Source organism: Prevotella sp. E15-22 (assembly GCF_023204875.1).
Classification (GTDB): Bacteria; Bacteroidota; Bacteroidia; order Bacteroidales; family Bacteroidaceae; genus Prevotella.
On sequence record NZ_CP096247.1, the window covers coordinates 2,313,795 to 2,335,555 of the forward strand.

At 48.4% G+C, this 21,761-nt stretch carries 18 protein-coding genes and 1 tRNA gene; 8 read left to right on the forward strand and 11 right to left on the reverse strand.

Features of this window, described 5'->3' with window-relative positions:
- Nucleotides 1-11: 11 nt before the first annotated feature.
- From gcvH to M1D30_RS09460, 3 genes are read right to left on the reverse strand one after another with little or no spacing between them, the layout of a single operon-like run.
- Nucleotides 12-392: a glycine cleavage system protein GcvH gene (gene gcvH, locus M1D30_RS09450; protein ID WP_248503350.1), complete on the reverse strand. Its 381-nt coding sequence runs from the start codon at nucleotides 390-392 to the stop codon at nucleotides 12-14.
- Nucleotides 393-410: 18 nt separating this feature from the next.
- Nucleotides 411-1,511 (reverse strand): glycine cleavage system aminomethyltransferase GcvT, encoded by a 1,101-nt coding sequence (gene gcvT, locus M1D30_RS09455; protein ID WP_248503352.1) that lies wholly within the window; start codon nucleotides 1,509-1,511, stop codon nucleotides 411-413.
- Nucleotides 1,512-1,542: 31 nt separating this feature from the next.
- The gene (locus M1D30_RS09460; protein ID WP_248503354.1) at nucleotides 1,543-2,256 is read right to left on the reverse strand and encodes a lipoate--protein ligase family protein; all 714 of its coding nucleotides are present in this window, start codon (nucleotides 2,254-2,256) and stop codon (nucleotides 1,543-1,545) included.
- Between the two features lie 135 nt (nucleotides 2,257-2,391).
- On the opposite strand from M1D30_RS09460, the gene dxs reads away from it, so the two are divergent.
- From dxs to M1D30_RS09475, 3 genes are read left to right on the forward strand one after another with little or no spacing between them, the layout of a single operon-like run.
- Nucleotides 2,392-4,263, forward strand: a complete 1,872-nt coding sequence (dxs, locus tag M1D30_RS09465; RefSeq protein ID WP_256466168.1) for a 1-deoxy-D-xylulose-5-phosphate synthase — start codon at nucleotides 2,392-2,394, stop codon at nucleotides 4,261-4,263.
- On the forward strand, nucleotides 4,260-5,618 hold the full coding sequence (gene trkA, locus M1D30_RS09470; RefSeq protein WP_248503361.1) for a Trk system potassium transporter TrkA: 1,359 nt from the start codon (nucleotides 4,260-4,262) through the stop codon (nucleotides 5,616-5,618). The genes dxs and trkA overlap by 4 nt, the downstream gene beginning before the upstream one ends.
- The gene (locus M1D30_RS09475; RefSeq protein ID WP_248503363.1) at nucleotides 5,612-7,066 is read left to right on the forward strand and encodes a TrkH family potassium uptake protein; all 1,455 of its coding nucleotides are present in this window, start codon (nucleotides 5,612-5,614) and stop codon (nucleotides 7,064-7,066) included. Before trkA ends, M1D30_RS09475 begins: the two co-directional genes overlap by 7 nt.
- Here M1D30_RS09475 and M1D30_RS09480 read toward each other — a convergent pair.
- A complete protein-coding gene (locus M1D30_RS09480; RefSeq protein ID WP_248503364.1) occupies nucleotides 7,038-8,060 on the reverse strand; it encodes a DUF4435 domain-containing protein in 1,023 nt (340 codons plus the stop codon). The two genes, M1D30_RS09475 and M1D30_RS09480, sit on opposite strands and share 29 nt — an antisense overlap.
- Nucleotides 8,053-8,895: an AAA family ATPase gene (locus M1D30_RS09485; RefSeq protein WP_248503366.1), complete on the reverse strand. Its 843-nt coding sequence runs from the start codon at nucleotides 8,893-8,895 to the stop codon at nucleotides 8,053-8,055. Before M1D30_RS09485 ends, M1D30_RS09480 begins: the two co-directional genes overlap by 8 nt.
- Nucleotides 8,896-9,076: 181 nt before the next feature.
- Between M1D30_RS09485 and M1D30_RS09490 the strand changes: the two genes are divergently transcribed.
- Nucleotides 9,077-9,150 (forward strand) — tRNA-Val (locus M1D30_RS09490).
- A gap of 67 nt (nucleotides 9,151-9,217) precedes the next feature.
- Here M1D30_RS09490 and M1D30_RS09495 read toward each other — a convergent pair.
- Nucleotides 9,218-9,835: an FKBP-type peptidyl-prolyl cis-trans isomerase gene (locus tag M1D30_RS09495; protein ID WP_248503367.1), complete on the reverse strand. Its 618-nt coding sequence runs from the start codon at nucleotides 9,833-9,835 to the stop codon at nucleotides 9,218-9,220.
- Entirely contained in the window at nucleotides 9,835-11,376 is a 1,542-nt protein-coding gene (locus M1D30_RS09500) for a glycine--tRNA ligase (protein WP_248503369.1), read from the reverse strand. Before M1D30_RS09500 ends, M1D30_RS09495 begins: the two co-directional genes overlap by 1 nt.
- A 165-nt stretch (nucleotides 11,377-11,541) precedes the next feature.
- On the opposite strand from M1D30_RS09500, the gene M1D30_RS09505 reads away from it, so the two are divergent.
- On the forward strand, nucleotides 11,542-14,277 hold the full coding sequence (locus M1D30_RS09505) for a DNA gyrase/topoisomerase IV subunit A (protein WP_248503371.1): 2,736 nt from the start codon (nucleotides 11,542-11,544) through the stop codon (nucleotides 14,275-14,277).
- A 26-nt stretch (nucleotides 14,278-14,303) separates the two neighbouring features.
- On the forward strand, nucleotides 14,304-15,077 hold the full coding sequence (locus M1D30_RS09510; protein ID WP_248503373.1) for a DUF3316 domain-containing protein: 774 nt from the start codon (nucleotides 14,304-14,306) through the stop codon (nucleotides 15,075-15,077).
- 86 nt (nucleotides 15,078-15,163) lie between these two features.
- Here M1D30_RS09510 and M1D30_RS09515 read toward each other — a convergent pair whose 3' ends face one another.
- Together M1D30_RS09515 and M1D30_RS09520 are read right to left on the reverse strand one after the other, a co-directional pair.
- Nucleotides 15,164-16,027, reverse strand: a complete 864-nt coding sequence (locus M1D30_RS09515) for a helix-turn-helix domain-containing protein (protein WP_248503374.1) — start codon at nucleotides 16,025-16,027, stop codon at nucleotides 15,164-15,166.
- Nucleotides 16,028-16,055: 28 nt separating this feature from the next.
- A complete protein-coding gene (locus M1D30_RS09520) occupies nucleotides 16,056-16,430 on the reverse strand; it encodes an L-rhamnose mutarotase (RefSeq protein WP_248503375.1) in 375 nt (124 codons plus the stop codon).
- Between the two features lie 216 nt (nucleotides 16,431-16,646).
- On the opposite strand from M1D30_RS09520, the gene M1D30_RS09525 reads away from it, so the two are divergent.
- Nucleotides 16,647-17,669: a S41 family peptidase gene (locus M1D30_RS09525; protein ID WP_248503377.1), complete on the forward strand. Its 1,023-nt coding sequence runs from the start codon at nucleotides 16,647-16,649 to the stop codon at nucleotides 17,667-17,669.
- Nucleotides 17,670-18,162: 493 nt separating this feature from the next.
- Nucleotides 18,163-19,215 carry an MBL fold metallo-hydrolase gene (locus tag M1D30_RS09530; protein ID WP_248503378.1) on the forward strand — a complete coding sequence of 351 codons (1,053 nt, stop codon included), beginning with the start codon at nucleotides 18,163-18,165 and terminating at the stop codon, nucleotides 19,213-19,215.
- Between the two features lie 374 nt (nucleotides 19,216-19,589).
- On the opposite strand, the gene M1D30_RS09535 is transcribed toward M1D30_RS09530, so the two are convergent.
- Both M1D30_RS09535 and M1D30_RS09540 read right to left on the reverse strand, forming a co-directional pair.
- On the reverse strand, nucleotides 19,590-20,603 hold the full coding sequence (locus M1D30_RS09535) for an iron chelate uptake ABC transporter family permease subunit (RefSeq protein ID WP_371874070.1): 1,014 nt from the start codon (nucleotides 20,601-20,603) through the stop codon (nucleotides 19,590-19,592).
- A 15-nt stretch (nucleotides 20,604-20,618) separates the two neighbouring features.
- A complete protein-coding gene (locus M1D30_RS09540) occupies nucleotides 20,619-21,758 on the reverse strand; it encodes an ABC transporter substrate-binding protein (protein WP_248503380.1) in 1,140 nt (379 codons plus the stop codon).
- Between the last annotated feature and the right edge of the window lie 3 nt (nucleotides 21,759-21,761).

The following is a 21,761-nucleotide window of genomic DNA, read 5'->3' on the forward strand; positions in this document are numbered from 1 at the left end:
ATCAAACATGATTATTTCTCACAGTATTTTGCATATGCCTTGGCATCCATCAGATTGTCAAGTTGCGACTTATCACTCAGTTCAACCTTAACAATCCAGTTCTCATAAGGATCCTGATTGATAAGTTCGGGTTGATCGTCAAGTACATCATTAACCTCAACGACAGTACCACTGACAGGAGCAAACAAATCACTGGCAGCCTTAACACTCTCCACGGCACCGAACTCCTCACCAGCCTCAATCTCGTCATCCACATCGGGCATATCGACGTATACAACATTGCCCAAGGCATGCTGAGCATAATCACTGATACCGATGTAACCAATGTTACCTTCAACTTTTACATACTCGTGTGACTCACTATAAAAGAGTCCGTCAATTACTTTAGCCATAGTATTAATTTTAAGTTTTTAGTTTTTATAACTCTTATGATAGAATTGTTTCTTCACTATTTTTCCAGGGAACACCTTCTTGCGAATCTGAATTTCCACCTCAGTTCCCAATGCAGCATAATCAGCATCGATAAGGGCCATACATACGCTCTTATCTACTGATATCCCATGATATCCTGTAGTAACCTCACCAATGGGGGTTCCATTTTTTAGAACAGTATAACCATGGCGAGGAATTGCCTTATCCTCTAACTCAATGCCAACAAGTTTCTTCGCCGGTCCCTCGGCCTTCTGTTTAGCCAGCGCCTCTTTACCGACAAACTCCTGCTTGTCAAGTTTAACAAACATACCCAATCCTGCCATGATGGGAGATATTTCTTCAGATAACTCATCGCCATAAAGAGGTAAACCGACTTCGAAACGCAGGGTATCGCGACAACCTAATCCGCAAGGTTGAACGCCGGCATCAATCAATTTATCCCAACAACGCTGGATATAATCGTGCGAAGCATACACCTCGAATCCATCCTCACCCGTATAACCCGTTCGCGACACAATGACGCCATCAATGGTTTTACAGGTATAAAAAGCCATCTCGCGACATGGTAATCCCAAGACCTCCTCCATACGTTGCTCAGCTTCTGGTCCTTGCAAGGCTATCTGTCCATAGAAGTCACTACGATCCTGCAAAACAATGTCAAATCCCTTAGCTTGCTGTTGCATCCATGCCCAATCCTTATCAATGTTAGCTGCATTGATTACCAAGAAGAAATCATTCTCACCCATTTTATAAACCAGCAGGTCGTCCACCGTGCCACCGTTCTCGTAGCACATCATACCATAATATATCTTACCAATGGGAGCCTCAGCGATGTTGTTTGTAAAGATATGTTGGACATAGCGCTCAGCATCCTTTCCCTTTACAGTGACCTCGCCCATGTGTGAAACATCAAACAATCCGCAATTATGACGCACTGCTAAATGTTCCAATTGGATATTGCGATATTGAATAGGCATGCAGAAATTTGCAAACGGAGCCATAAAAGCCCCCTCTGCTATATGTCTTTCATACAGACATGTTCTTTTTTCGCGGTCTTGCTTTTCTTGTTTTATTGCCATTGTTTTAAGTTTTTAGTATAATCGATAAAAATCAGTGTATACGGTTGATAAACTCTTCTTTCAGATAGGTTTGTTCTAATTGCTCAATGCCCGATACATCTTCGGACGTCAACAATCGTTCTCCCTGACATAATGTCTGCCGGACAAGAGCCTTAAACTCCTCTAACGACAGTGAAGTATGGTCTTTTAGCAAGGTGATACGTTGTCGCACACTCTTGATGCCCTTTGACTCCAGCTTTTCCTTACTGGGTGTGATCGCATGAAGCATATGTTCCATATCTGTATCATAAAGCATCGTACTATGCACTATACTGCGACCTGGCAGATGATAAAAAGCCGCGCCACTCACTTTTCGATCTCCAATCATCACATCGTTGTGAGTGGTGCTTGTTGCTTCAATACCCATCCTCCGCAGCACCAACAACAACATGTTGACAAAGCGATTAAAGGTGAGAGCCACATTCTCTTCCTTCGACACAAACGACAACATAACGTTGCTTCTATCTGCATACACACAACCACCACCACTCTTGCGCCTATACATCTCAATGCAATGTGTTCGACAGTAATCCACATTAACCTCACTTTCCATCAATTGGTTGCGTCCGAAGATAACCGTTGGCTTCACTTGCCACATAAAGAACAAATCGTCATCATCTCCCATATGGCGAGCGACATACTCCTCCATAGCAAGATAAAATGACAATCGTCTATCCGTTTGATCCTTCAGGACAACATACTTCATTGTTGGCAAATTATAGGATATGATTTGCTTGCAAATTTATGAAATAAATATGTAACAGCCAAAAAAATTAGACTAAGTTTTTGAAATATGAACGAATATTTGTAACTTTGTCGCCCAAATGATTATTCTTAAATCGTGGAACATAGTAATCTAAAGATACTCAATAGCATTGACAACCCAAGCCAACTGAGGCAAATGAATATCGATTTGCTGCCTAGGCTCTGCTCAGAATTACGACAAGATATCGTTGAAGAGCTAGCCGAGAATCCAGGTCATCTGGCTTCCAGTTTAGGCGTAATTGAACTTACCGTTGCACTTCACTATGTCTTTAATACACCAGAAGACCGCATCGTATGGGATGTTGGTCATCAGGCTTATGGACATAAGATCCTGACAGGTCGCCGCGAGCAATTCTATACAAACCGCAAACTAGGTGGCATTCGCCCCTTCCCCACTCCCGAAGAGAGCAAATACGATTCATTCATCTGTGGACATGCCAGCAATAGCATCTCCGCAGCCCTCGGCATGGCTGTAGCAGCCAAGGACACTCGCAAAGTGGTAGCCGTCATTGGCGATGGTGCCATGAGTGGCGGTTTAGCTTTTGAGGGACTCAACAACGTATCAAGCACCCCCAACGATCTACTGATAATCCTCAACGACAACGACATGTCTATTGACCGATCAGTGGGTGGTATGAAAGAATATCTGCTTAACCTGAGTACTAACGAGACATACAACTCGTTACGCTATAAGGCAGCCAAGTGGCTAGTCCAGCAAGGCTTGCTTTCCGAGGCACGCAAAAAGGGGCTCATCCGTCTGAGCAATGCCGTAAAGAGCGCCATCTCCGAACAGCAGAACATCTTCGAAGGCATGAATATCCGTTACTTTGGTCCTTTCGATGGGCACAATGTTTTGGAACTTGTTCGCATCCTGAAACAGTTGAAGGACATGAAAGGTCCCAAGCTGCTCCACCTACACACAAAAAAGGGCCATGGCTATGCCCCTGCCGAAAACTACAAGCCCGTGTGGCATGCACCTGGAAAGTTCGACCCTGACACTGGCGAGCTAATAACCAACGACACTGGCGACATGCCTCCGAAATATCAGGACGTCTTTGGACACACCCTATTGGAGTTGGCTCGTAGCAATCCAAAGATTGTGGGTGTCACTCCTGCCATGCCTACAGGTTGTTCCATGAACATCCCAATGAAAGAAATGCCTGACAGGATGTTTGACGTTGGCATAGCCGAAGGACATGCTGTAACATTCTCCGCAGGAATGGCCAAGGAAGGACTTCAGCCCTTCTGCAACATCTATAGTGCCTTTGCACAACGCGCTTACGACAATATTATCCACGACGTAGCAATCCTCAAGTTGCCTGTCGTTCTCTGTTTCGACCGTGCCGGTTTGGTTGGCGAAGACGGCCCCACCCATCATGGTGCTTTTGACATGGCAGCTTTGCGCCCCATTCCCAATCTCACCATTGCTTCGCCAATGAACGAGCACGAATTGAGAAACCTGATGTACACTGCCCAGCTTGAAGGTAAAGGTCCTTTCATCATCCGCTATCCGCGAGGTCGTGGTGTACTGGTTGATTGGCGTTGTCCCTTCCAGGAAATTTCCATAGGAACAGGACGCAAACTCTGTGATGGCGACGACGTAGCAGTGCTAACCATCGGTCCCATTGGCAATGATGTTCAGGAAATTATTAGCGAATTATCAGAAAAATCCGTCGCCCACTACGACATGCGTTTCTTGAAACCTCTTGACGAGACTATTCTCGAAGAGGTTGGCCGCAAGTTTAAGCGCATCATCACCATTGAGGACGGTGTGCGCAATGGTGGCATGGGTAGTGCTGTGATGGAGTGGATGAACGATCACGGCTATCAGCCCTGCATTACTCGCATGGGCTTACCAGATAGATTTGTGGAGCACGGCACTGTTGACGAGCTTCGTCATATTGTGGGTATCGATAAAGAATCCATTAAGAAAGTAATACTGTCATGAAAATTGTGATTGCGGGCGCAGGAGCCGTGGGCACACACCTATCGAAGCTCCTTTCAACAGAACACCACGACTGTGTGCTGATTGATGATGACGAGAATCGTTTGGGCGGCATGGACTCAAACTACGACATCATGGCCGTCAATGCCTCACCTACTAGCATCAAAGCCTTGAAAGATGCCGGTGTAGGAAGTGCAGACCTTTTCGTTGGTGTCACACGCTATGAGAGTCGTAACATCACGGCATGTACATTGGCCCATGCTTTAGGAGCCAAAAAGACCGTTGCCCGCATCGACAATTATGAATATCTATCCCCCCAGAACCTGCCATTCTTCCACGATCTGGGTATCGATTCGCTGGTCTATCCAGAGGTACTGGCAGCCACAGACATCATCAACGGACTAAAACTGTCATGGGTGCGTCAGCGCTGGGATGTCCATAATGGTGCGCTTGTACTATTGGGCATTAAATTGCGCGAAGGATGCGAAATTCTAAACCAGCCCTTAAAAGATCTTATCGGTCCAGAAGACCCCTATCATGTGGTAGCCATCAAACGAGGACAGGAGACCATTATCCCTGGTGGTTTGGACGAATTATTGCTTCACGATTTGGCCTATTTCATGACCACCAGCGAATATATCCCTTATATCCGTAAGATTGTAGGTAAGGAGCACTATGAGGACGTTCACAACGTCATCATCATGGGTGGCGGAAAGACAGCTGTAAGAGCTGCCTTAACCATGCCCGATTACATGAACACCAAAATCATTGAGATTAACCCCGACCGATGTGAGCGTCTGAACCAGCTGCTCTCCGAGACCGATGCGATGGTGATTCACGGTGATGGACGCGATTTAGGACTGCTCAACGAAGAAGGCATCAAGCACACACAGGCCTTTGTAGCACTTACAGGCAATGCCGAGACCAACATCCTTGCTTGTCTCACAGCCAAGAAGCTAGGCGTTAGAAAAACCGTTGCCATGGTAGAAAACCTCGACTACGTGCCAATGGCCGACAGCTTGGATATAGGAACCGTCATCAATAAAAAAACAGTGGCAGCCAGTCATATTTTCCAGATGATGCTTAAGGCCGATGTGCGTAATCTACGCTCACTGATGATGGTCGACGCCGACGTAGCCGAGTTTGTGGCTGCTGAAGGCTCGAAGGTCACAAAAAAACCGGTGAAGGAGTTGGGATTACCTTTTGGTATCACTATTGGCGGACTGGTACGCGATGGCAAGGGTATCCTTGTTAATGGTAATACTCAGATACTGACTGGCGACTCCGTTATGGTGTTTTGCCATAGACATCACCTAGAGCAAGCCGAGAAATTTTTCAAAAAATCCCTCTTATGGTAAACTTCCGCATCATATCGAAGATCATTGGATCATTGCTCTTCCTCGAGTCGTTCTTCATGGCTATTTGTCTGGCCATGGCCTTCTCTTTCCACGAGGACGATGTAATGGCCTTCATGACCTCGACCTTGATGACTTTTGGAAGTGGTTGCATCTTTATGTTCTTCGGACACGAAGCAGAAAACTCTTTGAGTCGCCGCGATGCCTATGTCGTGGTGACACTCACCTGGGTGGTCTTCTCGTTCTTCGGCATGTTCCCGTTTTTGATTCATGGTTCCGTCCCAAGCGTCACCGATGCCTATTTCGAGACCATGTCGGGTTTCACAACGACAGGTGCCACCGTTATAGACGATGTAGAGTCGCTGCCTCACGGACTCCTTTTCTGGCGTTCACTGATGCAATGGATTGGTGGTTTGGGAATCGTATTCTTTACTATCGCCATTCTTCCTTCACTCGTAGGAGGAAGCGTCAGGGTATTTGCTGCTGAAGCAACTGGTCCCATGCGCTCAAAGATGCATCCCCGCCTATCAACCTCAGCCAAATGGATTTGGAGTATCTATTTGCTGCTCACCATTGCCTGTGGTCTATCGTTTTGGTTAGCAGGCATGGAATGGTTTGATGCCACCAACTATTCTATGTCCACCACAGCCACAGGTGGTTTCTCTACGCACAACGGAACTATCTTCCTGGCCTCACCACTCATTGAGTATTTGGCCATTCTGTTCCAGTTCTTGGCTGGCATCAATTTTACCTTACTCTACGTCAGTATTTTCAAGTTCAAGGTCAGTACGCTATTCAAGAACTCGGAGTTCAAGGTATATATTACCACTATCATCATTGCCACCCTGTGGATTATGTATTTGCTGCTCACCCGCATGGGCTACGACTTCGAATTAGCCTTCCGCTCGGCCTTATTCCAAGTAGTTTCATTCATCACCACCACAGGTCTTAGTAATATGGACGCTGGCACATGGCCCCATATCACGTGGGCTATTCTGGGTGTACTGATGTTCATGGGTGCTTGTGCAGGTTCCACCACAGGTGGTTTCAAAAGTATACGCGTGATGATGCTGTTCAAGGTACTCCGTAATGAGTTCCGACACATCATCCATCCCAATGCTGTTCTACCAGTGAAGATGAACGGTCAGAGTATTCCTCAGAGTCGTTTGACCACCCTTCTCGCTTTCTTCACTATCTATGTCATCGCCTTGGCTCTCACCACCATCATCATGATGGAATCGGGGGTCGACATTACCAACGCTGCCACCATATCGATAAGTCTCATCAGCAATGTTGGAGCAGGACTTGACACCAACATCGGACCACAGATGTCATGGGCCGACTTAAGCATTGGCGTGAAGTGGCTTTGCTCATTCCTGATGTTAGTAGGACGTCTGGAAATTATCGCCGTATTAGTATTGTTCACTCGAGCGTTCTGGAAGGAGAACTAACTGGGGAATCCAAATACCTACGTATGTCTTCCTGTAATTGCACGAAGCGCGGTGCCCGCTGATAGCCCGTATTCTTTTTAAGCATCGACTTGATATCCTCTTGCGAGTTCTCGTAGCACGACATCTCATTACGTTTCTGTGTACGATGAGCCTGCGAGTAGTATATCTCGACCTGTCGCTCCTGCCGTAACACATTACAAACCTTCGTCATGATAGGTGTCACCACCGTATCAAACAGATGATGCCCCTGCATATAAAGATAAGTTGTCTGTGGAGTAATCCCCAGTTCCAAGAGGTCAGTCTTCACTTTCAGATAAGCCTCTTTATTGTTGGGAAACAAGCGTTGCAGTTCGTGAACCTTAGTCTTCACCTTGCGTCTCATATGCTCTATGGATGCCTGAGGATTCTGAACGGTAAATCCACCCGGGTCTACCACACGGTTGAAGTCGGACAACGAGAAACGACCATGGTGCCCTGTACGATAAGCCCACACGGACCACACGAAGAGCGGAAAGCAGGCCTCACTATACTGACGGAAATACTCCTGGAAATCAAAAATACGATGGTCATTAAGCGTCACTGCCACACATACATCATGAAGCGATGGCGCAAAGCACTGGTAGTTTTCAATGGCATAGACGTAGGTGTGAAACACATAGGGACTCTCCAACACCCTGCGCGACTGCTCAGTGACACCCTGTAACAGATAGTCGTAGTCGGCATCCACACAGGCAATCATATCTGGGCCAACATGGTCGCCCACGAAATTCATCAGCACCGACTTCTTACCACGCGTCAGGTTCATCTTCGATGGCAACATCACCTCGAAATAGCGGTTCTCATCCTCAAAACGGTTGAGTACCGTGCGCCAGAAATAGATATCGTCATAACTCTCAACGTAGGCCACAATCCTACGTCGCGCCCGTTTTCCCCTCAGCGCGTTGGCCGCCTCAAAGTAACGGCTATCTATATTATCTATCAGTCGACTAGCCATTGACAGTAATCTCGCTCACCTCAGTCACATGATCTGCCCAACCATTCATCACCACGGCAGGCGAATGAGTGGTCATAATAATCTGTACGTTAGGGTTCAACTCCATCACCAGATCGATAAGTCGCTTCTGCCACTCCATATGCAGACTAACCTCAGGCTCGTCCATAAAGAGCACATAAGGCTGATCGTCCTGCACCAACACAGTGAGCAGAATGGCCAACACCTGTTTCTCGCCGCTCGACAACTGATAAGGCACCAACACCTCACCAATCTGAGTAAAGCGAATCTCATTCTCCGTTCTAACAATCTTCTTACCCGTCTCAGCAAAAAGCTCGTCCACTATATCCTGGAAGCGCGTCTTCTTCTGCGACAGTTGTTGAGCAGCATCCGCATGTCCCTGCTGTAGTTGCTCAATGATTCGATTGCCGATGTTCACCTGATAGTCCAGATATTTTCGTTGCAGATTATACAGTTGAATATCAAGTAGTGAACCACCACCAACGCCAGCCAGGGCCGTCAAAGCCTGGCGCACAAAACCATCACTCTCTGTGAATGCCTGCGACAAGTTCGAATCAAGTGAGCGAATCATATCATAACGAATCCACTTGCATTCCTCTGGCATCACCTCCAGTCTTACCCCCTTCAGCATATGACTGGGGAACTCGCCACCAGCAACCAGACCTTTTACAACCTTATTCAGAATCGTACTCTTGCCCACACCGTTGATGCCACTCAAGATATTCACATGCGGGTCTAGTTCCCACACAATATGTTTCTTGCCGCTCCACAATGCGTCAATCTCAATTTTCTTGATATAATTCGCGTACTTCTGCATAGCTATCAGTTTTTAATTATGACGCAAATATACAACATATTTCCGACATGGCCTCTATCCATGCTCACATTTTTCTCAAAGAAATGTTAAATACTCGTCTTGTTCCCCAAATTTCTTATTTTTCGATTATCCATTCTCAATTATTTTATGTACCTTTGCATCCGCTTAAGAAAAAAGACCTGTCGGCATAGCTCAGTTGGTTAGAGTATCACCTTGACATGGTGGGGGTCCTTGGTTCGAATCCAAGTGTCGACACAGAAGAAAAAAAAAATCCGAATCGGCTATCGATTCGGATTTTTTATATCTATCATTTATTATTTTTTTACTGCCAAGGATCCATCACCTGCCCCACTGGACTATAATCCACAAGGACAAGATCGAAGACGAGGACACTGGAACCAGGTAAAGAAGTGCCGTTACCTGCAGTGCCATAACCCAAACCGCTGGGAATATAGACACGCCAGTAGTCGCCTACATGCATTTTCTGAAGAGCAGTTGTGAAACCCGTAACAACCCCTGAGACACTGAAACGTGCCGTAGAGCTGGTGGCCACAGAGAAAGTACCAACAGCAGTTCCCTTATCAAAGAACTTACCACGGGGATAAGATGCAGAAGGCATCAGACGTCCCTGATACATCACACGAACAGAATCAGTGAAAGCGGGCGAGCCCTGTTTATTAACACCAAGGTCATAATGAGCTATACTGTCAACATAGATATAGTCACTGATACCACCCTCTACAGAATCGTTCAGCGAATAATTCTTGATACGCTGCCAGCCTGCCTGCTTCATCGAGTCGGTGGCAATAGAGGCCAGATACTGCTCATTGCGTACGGCCCAGTCAGCAAACTCGTTGTCCTCCTCGGTCTCCTCGCTACACGACGACAGGCCACAAAGACCCATCGTCATAGCGAACAGATAAATGATATACTTTTTCATTACTGAAGCTTCTTCAACAGACTTGCAATGCTAACCTTGTCCTCGATGATTGAAGCCAAGTCGCTAATCTTCACGCGCTCCTGCTCCATGGTGTCGCGGAAACGCAGAGTAACACAACCATCGTTCAGTGTGTCGTGGTCAACGGTAACACAGTAAGGTGTACCGATGGCATCCTGACGGCGATAGCGCTTACCAATAGAATCCTTCTCGTCGTACTGACAGTTGAAGTGGAACTTCAGGTCGTTGATAATCTCGCGTGCCTTCTCGGGCAGACCATCTTTCTTCACCAGAGGCATCACAGCCAGTTTAACAGGAGCCAAGGCTGCGGGCAACTTCAGAACTACGCGAGTCTCGCCATTCTCCAGTTTCTCTTCGCAGTAAGAGTGGCACATGATAGAAAGGAACATACGGTCGACACCGATAGAGGTTTCTATCACATACGGAGTGTAGCTCTCGTTGGTCTGAGGATCGAAGTACTTGATGCTCTTACCAGAGAACTTCTCGTGCTGAGACAGGTCGAAGTTAGTACGAGAGTGAATACCCTCAACCTCCTTGAAGCCGAACGGCATCTTGAACTCGATATCGGTAGCGGCATTAGCATAGTGAGCCAACTTGTCATGGTCGTGGAAACGATAGTTCTCAGCGCCGAAGCCCAGAGCCTGGTGCCAAGCCATACGAGTCTGCTTCCACTTGGGGAACCACTCCAACTCAGTGCCAGGAGCTACGAAGAACTGCATCTCCATCTGCTCGAACTCGCGCATACGAAAGATGAACTGGCGAGCCACAATCTCGTTACGGAAAGCCTTACCAATCTGAGCGATACCAAAAGGAATCTTCATGCGACCAGTCTTCTGAACATTCAGGTAGTTCACAAAGATACCCTGAGCCGTCTCAGGACGCAGATAAACCTTCATGGAACCATCGGCACTAGCACCCATCTCTGTTGAGAACATCAGGTTGAACTGACGCACGTCGGTCCAGTTCTTAGTTCCGCTGATGGGGTCAACAATCTCCTCGTCGAGGATAATCTGCTTCAGAGCCTCCAGATCGGGACCCTGCATAGCCTCAGCATAACGGGCGTGCAGAGCGTCGCGCTTCTCCTTAGCTTCCTTCACGCGCTCGCTAGTCTCCATATATTTAGCCTCATCGAAAGAGTCACCAAAGCGCTTACGAGCCTTCTCAACCTCTTTCTGAATCTTCTCGTCGTATTTGGCAATCTGGTCCTCAATCAGCACGTCAGCACGATAACGCTTCTTACTGTCACGATTATCGATGAGGGGGTCGTTGAAAGCATCCACGTGGCCAGAAGCCTTCCAGATGGTGGGGTGCATAAAAATAGCAGAGTCAATACCCACGATATTCTCGTGCAGCAAAACCATTGACTTCCACCAATACTGTTTAATGTTGTTCTTCAACTCCACGCCGTTCTGTCCATAGTCATAAACAGCGCCCAGTCCGTCGTAGATATCACTTGAGGGGAACACAAAACCATATTCCTTACAATGCGATACAATCTTCTTAAATACGTCTTCTTGTGCCATAAAATTATTATTTCTAGAAATTTTGTGCAAAGGTAATAAATTTAATGAAAAATGAGAAATGAGAATTGATAAATTATGGGAATTTAAGGGATTTTTCTGACATCAGCACACTTTATTCAGTTTTTTTTTGTAATTTTGCAAACAAACTGAAAACCATAGTAGATAATGGACGACGAAATAAAGGACGAAATTTTGGAGAACTCAGAAGGCACTGAGGGCTCCGAGAACTCTGAGACCCCAGAGGGCTCTGAGGGTCATTCTGACTATAAGCCCGTGAATCGCTTCGACGCCTCAGTGGTACACCACCTGAGCGGCATGTATCAGAACTGGTTTCTGGACTACGCCTCGTATGTGATTCTGGAGCGTGCCGTTCCGCATATCGAGGACGGACTAAAGCCCGTGCAGCGCCGTATCCTTCATTCTATGAAGCGTATGGACGACGGACGATACAATAAGGTGGCCAACATCGTTGGTCACACCATGCAGTTTCACCCCCATGGTGACGCTAGTATTGGCGATGCCTTGGTGCAACTGGGACAGAAGGACCTGCTGATTGACACGCAGGGAAACTGGGGCAACATCCTTACTGGCGACCGTGCGGCCGCACCCCGATATATTGAGGCGCGTCTCTCGAAGTTTGCCCTCGACACGGTCTTTAATCCCAAGACCACCGACTGGCAGTTATCCTACGACGGTCGTAACAAGGAGCCTATCACGCTTCCTGTCAAGTACCCCCTCCTCCTGAGTCAAGGTGCCGAGGGTATTGCCGTAGGTCTGTCATCCAAGATTCTCCCTCACAATTTCTGTGAGATTTGCGATGCTGCCATCAGCTACCTGCATGGCGAGGAGTTCCATCTGTATCCCGACTTCCAGACGGGTGGCTCTATCGACGTATCAAAATACAACGACGGACAGCGTTGCGGCGTGGTGAAGGTACGCGCAAAGATTGAGAAGTTGGATCAGAAGACGCTGGTCATTCGCGAGCTCCCCTACTCCAAGACAGTTTCCACACTTATCGAGAGTATCACACGTGCCATCGAGAAAGGAAAGATTAAGGCACGCAACGTCACCGACCTCACCTCGGCCGAGGTAGAGATTCAGGTACATCTGGCTCCTGGTGTATCGAGCGACAAGACCATCGACGCCCTCTATGCTTTCACCGACTGCGAGATTAACATCTCGCCCAACTGCTGTGTCATCAAGGACGAGAAGCCTCAGTTCCTCACTGTGAGCGATGTGCTTATCCACAGTGCCGAGCGTACTAAGGACCTCATTCGCCAGGAGTTGGAGATTCGCAAGAACGAACTGCTGGAGCAGTTGCATTTCTGCTCGCTCGAGAAGATCTTCATTGAGGAGCGCATCTACAAGGACAAGAAGTTCGAGGAAGCGCCTAATGTGGACAAGGTGTGCGAACATATTGACAACCGACTGACACCTTACTACCCACAACTGGTGCGCGAGGTAACGAAGGACGATATCCTGCGTCTGCTGGAAATCAAGATGCAGCGCATCCTGAAGTTCAACAAGGAGAAGGCCGACGAGCTGATGGCACGCATCAAGGCCGAGATTGACGAGATAGACCGCGACCTGGCTAACCTCACTGAGGTAACAGCAGCCTGGTTCCAGTTCCTCAAGGACAAATATGGTAAGGAGCATCCACGACTCACAGAGATTCGCAACTTCGACACCATTGAGGCCTCAAAAGTGGCCGAGGCCAACCAGAAGCTCTACATCAACCGTGGCGAGGGTTTCATTGGCACAGGACTGAAGAAGGACGAGTTTGTGTGTAACTGCTCGGACATCGACGATATCATCATCTTTTATCGCGATGGCAAGTTCAAGGTGGTGCGCGTAGCCGAGAAGTTGTTTGTAGGCAAGAACGTCATCTGGCTTGGCGTATTCAAAAAGAACGACAAGCGAACCATTTATAATATGGTATATCGCGACGGCAGGGCTGGCACGTGCTATATCAAGCGTTTCAATGTGACTGGCGTGACACGCGATCGCGAGGTGGACCTCACCATGGGCACACCAGGCACACGCGTACTCTACTTCACCGCCAACCCCAATGGCGAGGCAGAAATCATCAAGATAACCCTCGAGGCTACTGTGCTCAACGATCATCCACGCATGAGTCTCTTCCTGGAGCGCTCGTTTGCAGCCATCGACATCAAGGGACGTTCATCGAAAGGCAACATCCTCACGAAGTTCCCCGTTCATCGCATCACACTGAAGAGTCAGGGACACTCCACATTGGGTGGCCGCAAGGTGTGGTTCGACCCAGACGTCAACCGTCTTAACTACGACGAGCACGGCCGTCTTCTGGGCGAGTTCTTCGACGACGACCAGATTCTGGTGATACTGAAGAATGGCGATTATTACCTCACCAACTTCGACGCCAACAACCACTACGAGGAAAATATCCTACGCATTGAGAAGTTCCAGGCCGACAAGGTATGGACGTGCGTACTCTTCGATGCTGACAACCAGGGATATCCCTATATGAAGCGCTTCCTCATGGAGGGCAACAAACGCAAGCAGAACTTCCTGGGCGACAATCCACAGTCGCAAATGGTATTACTCACAGACGTGGTCTATCCGCTTGTCAAAATAACCTATGGTGGTGCCGATGAGTTCCGCGGCTCAGAAGAGATTGATGCAGAGCAGTTTATCGCCGTCAAGGGCTTTAAGGCCAAGGGCAAGCGACTGAGCACCTACCAGATAGAGAGCATCGTGGAACTAGAGCCAGTGCGTTTCCCTGAAGAGTCGGAAGCCACAGAGGAAACTGCTTCAGAAGTTATTCCTGAGGAACCCGATGTTGATCCTGACGCAGGTAAGAGTCAGCAGCAGATTATCGACGAGATGACTGGTCAGCTAAGACTCTTCGACGACGAGGCATAATGACACACTAGAAAAACAACTCGACAATGAAGCAGAAGATAGGTATCCTACTCATGGCGCTCCTGCTGGCTCCACTGAATGCGCTGGCACAAAAGAGTTTTCAGTTGGGCATAGGTCCCACGCAGATTCTGGACACCTATCTCTCGCAGGAAAAATTTAAAGGTACAGGCTTGACGTTTCTCACCACCAGTGAGAGCGTCAAGCTTTTTTCTAATGCCAAGCACTATTCTCGCTGGTCGTGGCTGTGGCAGCACCAGCTCAACCTTTCCTCCACAGAGGACAGAGCCAAGAACGGCACTGAATTGGAGGGTGCCTACAACCTTTATCTGGGACGCTACCATACGTGGCACCTTCTCAGCGGAAAACTGAAGCTGCAGGCAGGCGGCATGGCCAACCTGGGACTTGGATTTATCTACAACACACGCAACGGCAACAACCCTGCCCAGGCACGTGTGGGTCTGCAACTACGCCCATCGGGCATTGCCACCTACTATCTACCAAAACAGTTCAGACTGCGCTACGAGATTGACCTGCCACTCTGCGGCCTTGTGTTCAGTCCCAACTACGGTCAATCATACTACGAGATTTTCACTCAGGGCAACTACGACCACAATGTTGTGCCCACCACGTTTATCTCAGCCCCCAGCTTCCGCCAGCAGTTCACCGTTTCGTGGCAGCTCAGCTGTCGCACAGCCCTCTCGCTGGGCTATCTGGGCGACTATCAGCAGTTACAGGTGAACAACCTGAAGCAGCATGTGCTCACTCATCGCCTCATGGTGGGCGTCAGCTACGGACTGTAACAAAAAAGATGATGGGCATCACTTGCATTTCTTGATAACAAGTGACACCCCTCAATCAACTAACAAAACCTATTTTACTTAATTACTTATTTTCTCATACGCTCACGATATTCCTGTGGTGTGATATCCGTCTGCTTGCGAAACATGCGGATAAAATAACTATGGTCACTGAAACCCAACTGATAGGCCACCTCCTTCACAGGCATATCCGTGGTATAGAGCAGCAGTTGCGCACGCTCCACCTTTTTCTTGTTGATATACTGTACAGGCGATGTGCCAAACTCACGCTTAAACAAGCGGATAAGATAAGGCTTCGTCACGCAAGCCACATCGGCCAACTCCTCCACATCAATATTATGACATATATGCGAATGGATATGCTCCTGCACACGTTTCATTCTGTCGTCCGATGTCCACATATGCAGTACAGCCTTGCGCAGGAAGCGCGAGAAGAGCATGAGGATAGCACCACGAAGTTCCATCTTCTGCCATAAAGGCATATCACGATAGCGCTCCACATAGTCAGAAAACTGCGTGGCATTGTCGTAAGCCTGTGGGTTACTCTCTGGGAGTCGTGCCTGCGGATGCTGTTCACACATACGCTGAAGCAACAACTCGTCGTCATGACTGCCCTGCACCTCGCTAGGGAAGTCATACTGCTCCACCAAGTTCATCTCTGCCGTAACCCCCTCATACACATGCAGATAGTAATGTACAAACACGCCATTACACTCGTAAGAATGCAGTGTATAGGCAGGGACAATATACAAGTTACCTGGGCACAGATGAACCGTTTTATTAGGCAGTCGCACCCAAGCCTCACCCTCTGTCACATAGAAAATACGCGTAAAGGGAGAGTTCACATTCTTCCAGTTCCAGTCGCCATTGTGGTGTGCCAGTCCCACATTGAGCATCTGCAGATTAAAGGATTCGATAGGAATTTGCATCATAGTTTTAGTTCATATGGTCGTTAAAGGTTTAATAAAGTCGGAAGATGCGCTCGGCCGGCTGCCATTTCTCGTCACTGCGAGCCTCAGCATTGCAACCTTGGAAGCGAGCCACGAAGGCCTCCCACTCCGCCTGCCTGGGCAAAGTAGCCAAGCGGTCCATCGCCTCCTGCCAGTTAAAGTCGGCAGGTGTATCAACAATCATCACCAATCGATTGTCAAGCATATATATTTCCATCTCGAGGATACCCACGGCCTTGATACCTTCGCGTATCTCCTGCCAGTGGTGTTCCTCCGAGTGCCAGTAGCGATATTGTGCTATCAGCTCTGGATCATTATTAATCTCAAGAAACTGCACATATCGCTTTATTGTTCCATTTGATATCGTCTGAATATAGCCTTCCATATAGTGTAACCATTTGTGTATTAAATGATGATGCAAAGATAGTAAAAAAAACACTTATTTCAATATCACAATTCGTACTATTTATAGGACAATATTATCTTTGTTCTTTTTTGTCCTATTTTTACAACTTTTCCAGAAGAAAAAGTATCAGAAATCATTTGGTAGTTAGCAGGGATTGCGCTACCTTTGCAGTGATAAACAACATCAATCGAGATTATGAAACAACTATTCTCTTGGCTGACTCTCTGTTTATGGCTCTGCGCACTCCCACTGCTCACGGCCTGCGTCGACGAGGAGGAGTTTGACAACACCCCACAAGGCAACTTCGAGGCACTGTGGAAGATTATCGACGAGCACTACTGCTTCCTGAACTACAAGCACGAGGCCTACGGACTGGACTGGCAGCAGGTGTACGACAAATATCGCGTGCGCATTGACAACGATATGAGCAACAAGCAACTCTTCGAGGTGCTTGCTGGCATGCTGGGCGAACTGCGCGACGGCCATGTGAACCTGAACGCTGCCCACGACATGGGTCGCTACTGGTCGTGGTACGAGGACTACCCCACCAACTTCAGCGACACGCTGCTACGCCGCTATATGGGTACCGACTACCAGATTGCCTCAGGCATCAAATACAAGATTCTTGACGACAACATCGGCTACATGCGCTATGAGAGTTTCAACGATGGCATTGGCGAAGGCAACCTCGACGAGGTGTTTAAGCACATGCTCCTCTGTCGCGGCCTCATCATTGACATACGCAACAACAGCGGCGGCATGCTCACCAACGCCGAGAAACTGGCGGCCCGCTTCTGTCACAAGCTAACGCTCGTGGGTTATTATCAGCACAAGACAGGTCCTGGACATAGCGACTTTTCCAGTCGCGAGGAGCGCTATCTGGCACCATCGGCCAACCTGCGCTGGAACAAGCCAGCCGTGGTGCTCACCAACCGCCGTGTGTTTAGTGCCGCCAACGAGTTTGCAGTCTATATGAAAACCCTGCCCAACGTCTTTCTGGTGGGCGACCATACAGGAGGCGGAGCCGGCATGCCCTTCAACAGCAGTCTGCCCAACGGCTGGAGCGTTCGCTTCTCGGCCGTGCCCATGTACGATGCTCAGGGCGAGGCCTGCGAGTTTGGCATCGAGCCCCACTATAATGTTCAGCAGACCGACGACGACTTCGCTAAAGGGCGAGACACTATCATCGAGTATGCCCGCAGGCTGCTCGCCCAATAGGTTTGTCAAGAAATAGTGCCGAAAAACAGGGTTCTGAAAAAATGCAAACTAGAACGGAAAAATGGGGCTTTTGGCCCCTTTTTTCATACCCCTATCGATTTCACCATGCAACGGAGGCTGTTTTACAACCCAACGGAGGCTGTTTTACCATGCAAAACAGCCTCCGTTGCAGTGTAACTCAGGCTCCGTTACACCCTAAACGAATATTCGATTGCGTTCTAAATCTTTACACTTTTCGAGCCAATTTTGTAAACCTCTCATTTTCAACGATTTACAAACTCTCTCATATTTCGCCTGTACGCACAGAAAAAATTTTTGGCTCAGAATTTTTAAATCTCAGAGGCGCTATTGTCCGCAAATTTCAAAACCACTTCAAGAGTAATCTTGTTTTTCTTTATCCCAATCATTCGTCAGATTACAAAAAAGATTGTATCTTTGCATTCAGAATAATAAAACACCATATATATAAAAAAGAACTAAGCTATACATCGTTATGAAGAAGTTGATAACATGTTTATTGACTGCGCTGGGACTGACAACAGCCTGCGGTCAGGGAAATTTCGAGAATGCCGACGTGGAGGCGTTCGCAAAGTTGATAACCGAAAAGGGCGTTGTGACACTGGATGTGCGCAGCGCTGAGGAATATGCGGAAGGACACATCGCTGGTGCCCTGCTCATTGACCAGAACCAAGATGATTTCATGGAGAAAGCCAAGGCTATGCTTCAGAAAGAGAAGACCATTGCCGTTTACTGTCGCAGTGGTCGCCGTTCGGCCAATGCCGCTGGCCTACTGGCTGCCGAGGGTTATAAGTGCGTGAACCTGAAGGGCGGCATCAGGGCATGGAAAGAAGCTGGCAAGGCTGTGATCACTGATGCCTACGAGGTGGATGCGTTTCAGACGAAGAGTGGCAAGACGGTGAGGTTTCACGCCTTGATGCATTCGTGCATCAGGATTGAGTTCGACGGCAAGGAGATTGAGATCGACCCAGTGGCGAAGTTGGGCAATCGCACCATCGACTACGGCACCATGCCCAAGGCCGACTATATTTTTGTGACCCACGAGCATGGTGATCACTACGACGCCTCGACCATCAGGCTGCTGTCAACAGAGAAGACGCAACTCATCATGAACAAGCGCTGTGCCGAGATGTTTGGCGCAGGAAAGGCAATGAGCAACGGACAAACAGAAGTGATCGACGGCATAAAGGTTGAGGCCGTGCCAGCCTATAACACATCGGAAGGGCGCACACAGTTCCACCCCAAGGGTCGCGACAATGGATATATACTGACCATCGACGGTCTGCGCGTGTATATAGCCGGCGACACAGAGGATATTCCTGAGATGTCAGCCATCAAGGATATCGATGTGGCTTTCCTGCCCTGCAACCAGCCCTATACGATGACGACGGAGCAACTGGTAAAGGCTGCCAAGACAATCAAACCCAAGGTTCTCTTTCCCTATCACTATGGTCAGACGGATGTCACAACGATTCCTTCGCAACTCGCAAGCGAGGGCATTGATGTAAGAATCAGGCATTATGAATAAAAATTGATTTACGTCACGATTTCGCCAAAATCACCATGATTCCATACCAAACATTTGGTAGTTCCAGGGAATAACGGTAACTTTGCACATCCTTAGCGTAGGATAAAAATTAGTATTAATGATGCACCTCAATGACAAAGGGTCGTGAGGATTAAAGAAGAAAGGAAAAAGATGAATATGAAAAAGATTGCAAAGAAGATGGTGAAGACCATCGCCAAGAACTGGAACGAGATTAACGAACTCATGGTTAAGACTTCAGTTTACAGTCTGTAAAAAGACTACCCCCCCAAGAAATTAATAATAAACATAAAAAGAATCGGGCTGAAAGCATTTGCTCTCAGCCCGATTTCATTTTGGTTGCTTCACACCAGGAATCATTGCTTCCGCCTGGCAATGATATAGATAATCACAGGGGCTCCCATTACAGGAGTGACAGCATTCAGGGGAATGACGCCCGACTCGCCCGGCAGGAAACAAATGGCATTGCAAATCAAGGCGATGACAGCGCCACAGAGGATAGTGCCAGGCATCAGGATGCGATGGTTTGACTGGCGAAACAAGAGATTAGCAATATGAGGCACTGCCAGTCCGATGAACATAATGGGGCCACAATAGGCCGTGGTGATAGCCGTCAAAAGGCCTGTGACAATGATGAGCCAATTGCGCACTCTGCGTGTGTTCACACCCAGGTTCTCAGCATACTGCTCGCCTAAGAGCAAGGCGTTGAGGGGTTTCACAAGGAGCAGGGCACCCACCAGTCCCACCATGCAGAGAGATGAAAAGAGGGGAATCTGACTCATCGGCACGCCACCAAAGGAGCCCATGCCCCACACCATATAGGATTTAACGCCCTCGTCGGTGGCAAAGAAATTGAGTAGTGCCACCACGCTATTGGCGATATAACCAATCATGATGCCCACGATGAGCAGCATCACATTATTGCGCACCATGGTACTGAAAAGGAAGATAAGTCCCATCACGACCATCGCTCCCACGAAAGCAGCAGCAAGCACGGCCATAAAGCCCGAGATACTGACAGAACCCACGGAGAGCGAGCCTCCCAGTGCCAGCATCACCAAGGCCACGCCAACGCCTGCGCCACTGTTAATGCCAAAGATGCTGGGGCCTGCCAAGGGATTCTTGAACGCCGTCTGGAGCATCAGTCCACTCACTGCCAACGAGCCTCCACAGAGCATCGCCGTGATAGCCTGTGGCAGTCGACTCTCCATGATAATAAAATGCCATGAGGGACGGGCTGCCTGGTGACCAGTGACAATGCTGACAACATCGCGAAGTGGAATGGATACCGACCCCACGGCCAGGTTGACGGCCAGCAGCACAACAACCATCAAAGCCAGCAGACAACAAATGACAACGCCTCGCTTCACTTTCTTGCTTCCTTTTTACTCTTTTATCTTTTTATAATAACGCAAAGACGACATTCCTATTATGTCAGGATGCAGAATTTGCATAAAATCGCTGAGCAGGCGTTCTGGATGGAAAGGTGTGTCCTCATAGAATGACGAGAGTTCCACATTGCAGCCATAGACCTCACGATTGCGGAAGGCTCTTAATTGACTATAGCCATGATAATCAGACAGCAGTTCATCATAGGTCAGCTCGTGGTCACTCGAATAACGCAGCATCCACACATCGGCCTCCCCTGCCCTTTCGAGTACGGCCTCAAAAGGCAATGACAGCGAGCCACTCTGCTCGTCATCAGCCCATGGATAACGGGCTCCCGCATCCTTCAGCATCTGTCCAATGGTACTTTTTCCGCCAGGCATATACCATACCGTTCCTGCAATCTTGTCAATGATAACTGAACGACCAGGCCCTATCTTCTCACACTGTTGCTTATAGGCCGTATAGCAGCTGTTCACCTGATGGAAGAGTCGATCAGCCTTCTCGCTCACGCCAAAGAGCAGACCATAGAAGCGCATCCACTCGGCTCGCGCCAGAGGTGAGGTCTCCATATACTCGGCACATTCGATGATTGGGATGCCTATCTCTTCAGTCTTGCCGTAGCCTCCGCTATTTTCGAAGGGCGACAGCAGAATGGCATCGGGCTTTACGTCCATAATCTTCTCGACCACAGGATTCAAGCCATTGCCACAATCCACAATGCGGCCCGCCTTGAGTTGCTGCTGAACATAGGGCACCTTGACATACTTCGCATCGGCCACCGCCACAATATGACTACCCAGTCCTAACTCAGTTAGTAAGGCGCAATGAACGGTGGTGAAAACGGCTGCGCGCTGAATGGGCGTACGAACGATGGTGCCATCGGAGAAGTCGGATGACTGGATGTCAATGTCCGATTCGCGAGGCACAAGGTAATAACGATGCAGAAGCTTGCCCGGCTTCCACGGATTACTGATATCGGCCACCGTATAGCCATCGTGCTCAACAACAGAAAGCAGCGACGAATAATGAAAGACCAACGTATCGCCAACCTCCTGTTGGCGAACGGAATGTCCGCCACAGGAGGTCAGGAATACGAAGATCGATATACAGAGAGAATAATAAATAGAATGTCTCATCGA